Annotated in this window: 9 protein-coding genes and 2 pseudogenes; 2 read left to right on the top strand and 9 right to left on the bottom strand. The window is 61.3% G+C overall.

Annotated features, from left to right (window positions below; translation table 11 throughout):
- Positions 1–46 precede the first annotated feature (46 nt).
- Positions 47–214, top strand: a pseudogene (locus tag NKH23_RS33940) (tyrosine-type recombinase/integrase); the annotation flags it as partial.
- A 247-nt stretch (positions 215–461) separates the two neighbouring features.
- On the opposite strand, the gene NKH23_RS33935 reads toward NKH23_RS33940, so the two are convergent.
- Positions 462–746 carry a transposase gene (locus NKH23_RS33935; RefSeq protein WP_353036705.1) on the bottom strand — a complete coding sequence of 95 codons (285 nt, stop codon included), beginning with the start codon at positions 744–746 and terminating at the stop codon, positions 462–464.
- A 54-nt stretch (positions 747–800) separates the two neighbouring features.
- Here NKH23_RS33935 and NKH23_RS33930 point away from each other — a divergent pair.
- Positions 801–1,275, top strand: a pseudogene (locus NKH23_RS33930) (transposase); the annotation flags it as partial.
- Positions 1,276–1,384: 109 nt separating this feature from the next.
- Here the strand turns inward: NKH23_RS33930 and NKH23_RS33925 are convergent.
- From NKH23_RS33925 to NKH23_RS33890, 8 genes are all read right to left on the bottom strand, one after another.
- A complete protein-coding gene (locus NKH23_RS33925) occupies positions 1,385–1,546 on the bottom strand; it encodes a hypothetical protein (RefSeq protein WP_353036703.1) in 162 nt (53 codons plus the stop codon).
- A 161-nt stretch (positions 1,547–1,707) separates the two neighbouring features.
- A complete protein-coding gene (locus NKH23_RS33920; protein WP_353036701.1) occupies positions 1,708–2,823 on the bottom strand; it encodes an IS110 family RNA-guided transposase in 1,116 nt (371 codons plus the stop codon).
- Between the two features lie 117 nt (positions 2,824–2,940).
- Entirely contained in the window at positions 2,941–3,819 is an 879-nt protein-coding gene (locus NKH23_RS33915) for an SMP-30/gluconolactonase/LRE family protein (RefSeq protein ID WP_353036699.1), read from the bottom strand.
- Complete coding sequence (locus NKH23_RS33910) at positions 3,820–4,953, bottom strand: mandelate racemase/muconate lactonizing enzyme family protein (protein WP_353036697.1); 1,134 nt, start codon at positions 4,951–4,953, stop codon at positions 3,820–3,822.
- The gene (locus NKH23_RS33905) at positions 4,950–6,038 is read right to left on the bottom strand and encodes an NAD(P)-dependent oxidoreductase (protein ID WP_353036707.1); all 1,089 of its coding nucleotides are present in this window, start codon (positions 6,036–6,038) and stop codon (positions 4,950–4,952) included. Before NKH23_RS33905 ends, NKH23_RS33910 begins: the two co-directional genes overlap by 4 nt.
- A complete protein-coding gene (locus NKH23_RS33900; RefSeq protein ID WP_353036695.1) occupies positions 6,031–6,795 on the bottom strand; it encodes a 2-phosphosulfolactate phosphatase in 765 nt (254 codons plus the stop codon). Before NKH23_RS33900 ends, NKH23_RS33905 begins: the two co-directional genes overlap by 8 nt.
- Entirely contained in the window at positions 6,785–7,726 is a 942-nt protein-coding gene (locus tag NKH23_RS33895) for a ribokinase (protein ID WP_353036693.1), read from the bottom strand. The genes NKH23_RS33900 and NKH23_RS33895 overlap by 11 nt, the downstream gene beginning before the upstream one ends.
- Positions 7,723–8,117: GntR family transcriptional regulator (locus NKH23_RS33890; protein ID WP_353036691.1), on the bottom strand; the 395-nt coding region annotated here is incomplete at its 5' end. The genes NKH23_RS33890 and NKH23_RS33895, both read right to left, overlap by 4 nt.

Genomic DNA, 8,117 nt, shown 5'->3' with positions numbered 1-8,117 from the left:
GGTGGTCGTCAGCGTAGCGTGGCCCAGCTACAGCGACACCTTCCGGATGTCCCTGGTCGCTTGCAGAACGACCATCGCGCAGGTGTGCCTGCTATCTCGATCCAGACATAGCAGGCACTCCCTCGCCATGAAGCTTCTCCAGTCCGGCGTGGATCTTTTGACGATTCAAGCCTGGCTCGGGCACGCACAGGTCGCCACCACCCACCGCTATGCCGCCGCAGATGTCGAGATGATGCGCAACGGACTCGAAAAGGCGGGCATCGAGGGCAATTACGGGGCGCGCTTCCGGCCCACCGATGCCGTTCTGCTACTGCTGAACAGCATCCGCCAGGACGATGCGCAGTGCTGTCGGATCGACGATCCCGTCGATCCGCAATCGCGTGCCGCTCGCAAAGGCCACGACGATCCTGCCGGCCGGGTCCAGGCAATCGGCGACGGGCGTTCGTCACCGGGCAGATCGCTCACGTCGATGCGCGCAAGGTCGCCATCGCCTGATCGGCATCAAGCTCGCCGCCGGCCATCTGCTTGCGCCAGGCATAAAGCTGTGACGGGGCTACGCCGAACGCTTCCGCGACCTCCGTCACCGACGACCCCGTCGCGCTTGCCAGGTCGACCAACGCGCGCTTCTCAGTGCAACTCGAAAGCCTTCGTTGCCGCACGCGCCCGGGCACCGCTGCAAGATCTTCGGACGCCGCGGCGCCGCTTAACTCGGCGACCACATCGCCCCTTGCATGTTCCAATGTCATGGCCCGAAAACTCCATGTTCATCGGCCTATTGCAAGGTGCTTGGCGCACCGCTTACCATCATCGTCAAGGGCAGCCGCGACGTCGATTATGGCCATAAGCTCAATTTGACCACCGGCCGAAGCGGGCTGGTCCTTCACCTCGTCATCGAAGCCGGCAACCCGGCCGACAGCGAGCGGTTCCTGCCGATGCTGGAGCGCCACATCGCCTTCTACAACCAGGCGCCGCGGCAGGCGGCGGCCGACGGCGGCTATGCCAGCCGCGAAAATCTGCGCCGGGCCAAGGCCTGCGGCGTGCGCGACATGCCTTCCACAGAGCGGCCTCAAGGTCGAAGACATGGTCAAAAGCAATTGGGTCTATCGCAAGCTGCGCAACTTCCGCCCCGGCATCGAGGCCGGCATCTCCTGCCTCAAACGCGCCTACGGCTTGGGGCGCTGCACCTGGCGTGGGCTCGACCACTTCAAGACCTATGTCTGGTCCTCTGTGGTGGCTTACAATCTCGCACTCTTCACTCGCCTCAAACCGGTCTGACGCCACTCATCGGGTCGCGCTCAGTGGCACGCCGGCGGGCGCCAGCCGATACCCTATGCTGGCATGTCCCCCTGCAAATGCTCTCGCTCGCTACCCCCACGCTCGTGCATCACGCGCTGCCAAGCAGCACCGGCTGCGCGGCCAGAACGACCCACTCATGATTGCTGACAATGGCCTTTGACATAAGCTGCGGCCCGCCGATCAGATCGGCGGTCGAGACACTTGTACGACGGATATGAAGAGCAAGAGGCGGGACTTGAACGTCGGTCAACAATCTCTCATCCGCGGGTCGAGCCGCATGACCTGGTTTCGTTTGGGGCTGCCTCTGTCTAGGTTTCAGGAGGTTGTCGATTCGGTCGGCGCCGCATATCGCGCCGAGGCTGGTGTTTGGGTTTTTGCGATCTGCTCTGCTGGCTGTCTGTCAAATAGGGGTCACGCCGCCGTTGGCGCGGATTGGACCGTGCAGGCGATCGACCAGATGAAGCCCACCATCTCGCGTGCGATGGCGACATTGACGACGTTCGCATTCTTGCCGTGCGCGCTCAGCCGACGATATCGAGTGCACAGTCGAACTTGCGCTTTCCATCCGATATCGCGCACGACTTTTGGCAGCGCCTCGATCCGGTCGACCTTGTGCCGGCCGATGCGCGCTCTCATCCGGTAAGCCCAGGCGCCCTCGACCAGCGCGCGCCGGGCATGAGTGTTGCCGGTCTTGGCGATGCCGCCGCGCCAGACGGTCTCGCCACTCGATTGTTCTCCTGGGACCAGGCCGAAATAGGCCATGAGCTGGCGTGGGCTTGAGAAGCGTGTGAAGTCACCGACCTCCGCGACCAGCACCACGGCATTAATCAGCGCGATGCCGCGCATCGCCTGCAAGGCGTCAACGACCGGGCGCTGGTTCCATTCCGGGAGCAGGCTGAGTATCTGTTCCTCGACCTGCTGCAGGCGCCGTTCCGCATCCATGACGGCATCGACGTAGTCCTGAAAAGCGATCTGCTGCGCGGGATGATCGAAGGCCAAGGTCGAAAGCCATCGCCGGTAAGCCTTTCGCCAGGCTGTCCCACGCTCATGCTTGCGCCCGTGACGCAGCAGAAATCCTTGAAGATGTTGGCGCGCTCGCGTCACCACCTGTCGCACGACGCTGCGCAGCCGGATCAGGTCGCGCATGGCTTCATGATCGGCGTCGGGCACCCAGACGGGGGTCAACTCTCCGGCCCGATGAAGGCGGGCGAGCATGGTGGCGTCGCGACGGTTCGTCTTCACCCGATCGCCAGGCTTCCGCGGAATCAGCGATGGCGCCACCACGTCGCACCGATGGCCGAGGCGCGTGAGTTGGCGATGAACGCCATAGCCGCACGGGCCGGCCTCATAGCAAAACGCCAGTGGCTTGCCGGACCGCCTGAGACGATCGCACAGCTTGCTGATGGCATCAGCATCATTGGCAATCTCGCCGAGATAGTCCACCGCGCCGGAGCGTCCGCTCTCCGCCACCGCGACCGAGATCCGTTCCTTGTGAATATCCAAACCGACAAATCTGATATGGTCCATATGGCCCGTCTCCTATGCATGAGGCTCTGCGCCGGCTAGCCGGCTTAACCCTCGTACCGTTGCATATCGGATGACGGGCCGCCCTCAGGCCCAGCAATCATAGGGACTAGACTAAAACTAGACTCTGCAGCCGAAGGGCGGTCGGCCAGCCGGCCCGACCTTTACGTGGAAGAGGTTGCCGGACTCGGGAAATCGAAGAAGTTCATCGGATGATTGCCTGGTACGCCGCGACGTTATGAACAGCGTTCTCAGATCTGCGCCGCCAAGTGCCACACAGGTCGGCGCCATACTCGGGATGTCGACGCGGTCTGTGAGGTGACCGTTTTGATCGATGCGGACAACACAGCCGCCTCGTAGCCTGGCGCTCCAGTAGCCCCCTTCAATGTCCACGGTGGCGCCGTCAGGCGATCCCGGGGCGATGTTCGGACCTGCCAGCGGGCCTATCTCGCCGAGACCCGCAAATTTCGGAGCCAAGGTGAAGCGCCGGATGGTACCCTCCGCTGTGTCGGTGAAGTACATGATCCGGCCGTCGGGTGAAAATTCCAATCCATTGGCGGCCGCTACACCACCGAACAGCGTAGTGACCTCGCCATCAGGCGCGACGCGATAGACGCTGCCGACAGGCTCGCGGCTTTGTTGATTGTATGTACCCAATACGATCCCACCGTAGGGATCGATCGCGGCGTCGTTGACACGGGTTTGCGCAAGATGCGGCTCGATTTCGGCCACTTGTGAGAAGTCGGTAAAGGTCGGGTCGGTGATAACAATAGACTTAGGAAAACCGAGCACGAAGCCGCCACGCGCGCGTGGAAAGACGAACGCAGCACGATTGGGAAGTTGCCGTACTGCTGCAACCCTCCGTTTGTCGTCCCAGCGGAACACGCTCTTTGCTTCGATATCAGTCCACCATAGGCTCTGGTCCAATGCGCTCCAGTTGCATCCTTCGCCGAGCTGGTTGTGGCAATCGAACGCCGTGTGCGCGTGATAAATCCGCATTCACTTTGCACTCTGCAGATTCCGCTTCCGCAGTTCGGCAGGATCGACAGCAAAGGGTTTAAGCTTTTCTTGATCGAACACCACCCCATGTCCGGGTGCCTCAAAGGGGAAGGCCACTCCGTTCTCGAGGCGAAGTTCCGTCTGAAGCACACCCATCTCGGAGAAGCTCCCGCCGTGTACGCATTCGAGGATGTCCGCGTTGTCGATCGCACACATAACTGCGACGGAGAGTTCGGACATGTAATGAGGCGCCATGTTGCGGTGAAAGGAAGCTGACAGATTGGCAATCTTCAGCCACTCGCTAATACCCCCAACTCGGCACACGTCCGCTTGGACGATGTCTACGGCGTTAGCCTGTAGATAGTCAGCAAATTGATGGCGCGTGTATAGGCTCTCACCGATCGCGATGGGCAGCGATACGAAACGGCGCAGGTCGGCGTGCCCACGAACATCCTCGGCATGGAGAGGCTCTTCGATCCAACCAAGATCGAACGCCGAGAGCTTCTGCAGTCGGGCCATGCAGTCGGCGACATTCCAGCGCTGATTAGCATCGACGAACAGTCGTCGCGTTGGACCGATCAGTTTCTTCACGGCTGCGATACGATCGAGATCTTCTTCCGCGTCATCCCGACCGATCTTGATCTTCACCGCCATGTGGCCTGCTGCCAAGAATCCTTCTACCTGATTGAGTAGAGCGTCGGGGTCGAGGAAGAGGTCTATGCCACTGCCATAGGTCGGGATGCTGTCGCGCCGCGCGCCGAGGAGACGGAATAGTGGAACGTCGTACCACTTGGCCGCAATATCCCATAGCGCGATGTCGATCGCACCCAATGCGAGGGTGTTGGTTCCCCCGGTTCCGCTGCGATGCAATTGGCCATAGAGGAACGACCAAAGCCGTTCGATTTGTCGCGGATCCTGTCCAACAAGCATCGTTCGGCAATAATCATCGATCAGGGCGAGGATAGCGCTTCCGCCGATCCCTGTCGTGTAGGCAAAGCCCTCGCCGACGATTCCAGCGTCTGTGGTCACGCGGATGATGATGAATTCGAGCTTCGCGACTCGGTGTGTGGCGTCCTCCCAGGAGACCGTCGGCGGGATGTGATAGAGGCGCGATGCGACATCGATGATTTTCAAGGCACGGTCCTCCCCGCCATCGCGAGAACTTCGGGGTTCGACAGATTGCCAGGCTTGCCGGCCAAAAGCCGCTGCAGGTTTTGCACAATGCTCCGGGTGTGACGTACACGCATCTCTTCGGTCCACGCGGCGATATGAGGCGTCGCAAGGACGCGCGGATGAGTAACAAGCGGATCCCTCGCCGAAGGCGGCTCCGTATCAAAGACGTCTAGCGCGGCCCCAGCGATCTGTTCGCGATCTAAGGCCTGTAGTAGCGCGCCAGTGTCGATAAGGCCTGCCCGACCTGTGTTGATGAGATACGCGCCGCGCCCCATCCGATCGAGCTGGTCTGCGCCGATCATGCCGCGCGTTTGTGTGCTGAGCCGCGCGTGCAAGGTTACAATTGCCGAGCGTGCCAGAAGTTCGTCGAGTGAGACCGGTTCGACCCCGAGGGTTCTCAACTCGGCGCTATCGACATAAGGATCGTGGACGATAGTGTTCATACCAAAGCCGGAAAACTTCTCGGCGACGACACGACCGATTGCCCCAAAGCCGACGATGCCGAGTGTTCGACCATGCAGCTCGATGCCCGTGAATGCGAGCTGGGGAGAACCCGCGCCGCGACCCCATACCGTGCCACGATAAAAGTCCTCCCCGGCGTTGAAGTCAGGGGAGCGGGACCTAATCCATGCACCGGCAGGGATAAGGTGTCGAGTAAGCCCCAGCGCGAGAGCAACCGTGAACTCTGCAACCCCGTGATCCGTGCGCCCGACAGTGTGCAAGACGGCGATCCCTCGCGCCGTCGCGGCCGCCACATCGATGTTCGCTTGCGGGGCCGAGCGCACTGACAGGATGGCGCGAAGCTGAGGTGCGGCAGCCAGCAGTTCCTCGTCGAAACACTCGTATCCCGCTATCACAACCTCCGCATTAGCTATTGCGTCCATCAGCTGCTTGCGATTGCAGAACCACTCGCCGGCTGCCCAGCCGACCAACTTGAGCTCACTCATTTCGCGGAGCGAGGCGATGCCTTCCGGGCTAAGATCTGCTGTGGCCAGGACGCGAGGTCGGCCACTGATCAATCTGATGGCGACTGCGCTACTAGGCATCGAGGAGATAAACCGGATGATCGGAATCTTCGCCGTACGCGGAAACGACCGGAACGATTGTAGATTCATTGACGCGCGCACAAAACTCCACGTCGTTTTGCCGACAGTTACCGATGAAGCGGCGACCGGTCATCGAGCTCAGTAACACCTTCACTGCACTATCTTGCGAGATTGTGAAGCCGTGAGCGAGCGACGCGGAGTCGTCTAGTTCAACAGCGTGATCCTTCGCAAGTTCACAAAACCGTGCAACGATCATTCCGGCGCAATAGCTATCCTCAATCGCGACACGTGAGTTCCGCAGTTGGCCGGAGCAAATTATCGTGATGTCTGCATTGCGCGAAGACGCCTCCGCGAGCGCACGCCGGGCAACCGCATCCAGATTTCGCAGCGAACCAAGCAGTATTAAGGCTGCGCCTTCGCGAACTGCCGCGAGAATGGCTGGCGTGCCATTGGCCGTTGCCAGCATCGCGGAGCGACCCGACAGATCGAGTCGGGACAGGAGGGACGGCGAGGGCTCATGATCGAATCCGAGGGGTGTTGATCCATCATCCAGCTCCGCGCAAATAACGCCATTCTCGCCCACGGCGGCGCGCGCTTTGGAGACGTCAGAGCCAAATCCTCCGACAAACACACGATCGCAGCCGGCGTCGAAAAGTCCGACGAGAGCTGTCGTGGCACGGATCACATCCACGACAATGCACACGTCTCCGGCAATAGCCAGAGGGCTGGCGGGAAGGAAAGCAACCTTAATCTTCATGCGCAAGCGGCCCGGTTTTCATCAAACCTGCGATCTGTCTCTCATCGGGCAATGCCGGAACCACGAGCTTTTTCGTGACTGCGAGGGCGCCCGCAGCAGTGCCGCGGCGAACGGCGTCAGCCAGCGTCAATCCACTGGCCAGCCCTGCAGCGAGTGCTCCGTTGAACGCATCTCCGGCCCCGGTGGTGTCGACGACGTCGACTGGGTAGCTCGCGATCTTGGTCAGTCCGTCCGGTCCGGCAATCAAGGCACCATCCCTTCCCAGCGTCATGACGACGTGCCCCACGCCGAGACCGCGCAGTCTTGCCGCTAAATCGGCGTCGGCCTGCCGATTGTCCGCGTCGAGCCCCAGCAGAATGCGCGCCTCGGACTGATTCGGCGTTAGGATGTCAACGTCGGCAAAGATTTCCTTCGGCAGGGCGCGGCCAGGTGCGGGATTAAGGATGGTCGTCAGTCCCCGTGCCTTGGCGATGGCAAGCGCGCGGGCCGCCGTCTCGACTGGGATCTCGAGCTGTGTGAGCAGGATGCCGGGGCTCGTCCAGGTGGCGGCGAAGGTGTCGACATCGGTCGCCGTGAGCCGCGCGTTGGCGCCGGGATCGGTGATGATGCGGTTCTCGCCTGCGGCGTCGAGAATGATGATCCCGGCCATCGTTGGCGTCTCGGCCATCTGCCTCACCGCCAAGCAGTCGACGCCTTCGGCGCGCCAGAGTTGCAGTGCCTCGTCACCGAATTTGTCGGCGCCGACGCCCGCCAGCAGTTTGCATCTGGCGCCGAGTCGCGCAGCTCCGATAGCCTGATTAGAGCCCTTGCCGCCATTTCCGAAGGCAAACCCTGACCCTAGCAGGGTTTCGCCCGGCGCTGGCACGTCGCCCACAATCCAGAACGCAACTCCGTACGAGCCGACGACATAAACTTCGCAGGTGGGCATCATCTGCTCCCGCCGATCAATTGGCGTGGTTGAGTAACCAAGGCGCTCTTTCGTTCGATCCAGCCGGTGTAAATGTAGCGATCCGCCCGGTAGGACGAGGACGAAAAGTAAATAACCCGATCGGTAGCGTCGAAGGCGGCACGATCGATTTGCAGCACCGCAGTGCCGCTCGACACGTCGAGTGCTTTTGCCAGTTTGGCACGCGCGATGCCGGCACGTATCTCCTGCTTGGCTCGGACAAGCGGCACACCAAGGTGCTGCTCAAGAATCTCAGTAAAAGAGCTGTCGGCAAGGTCGAGTTTTTCCATGTGGCGGCCGATTGCTGCGACGAACGAAACCGTCTCAACCGCGACGACCTCGTCGTCGATCGTGCGCAGGCGCTCGATGGTCAGCA

Origin of the sequence: Mesorhizobium sp. M1328, assembly GCF_040318075.1 — a bacterium.
Classification (GTDB): Bacteria; Pseudomonadota; Alphaproteobacteria; order Rhizobiales; family Rhizobiaceae; genus Mesorhizobium.
This window is presented reverse-complemented; position numbering and strand designations above follow the sequence as displayed.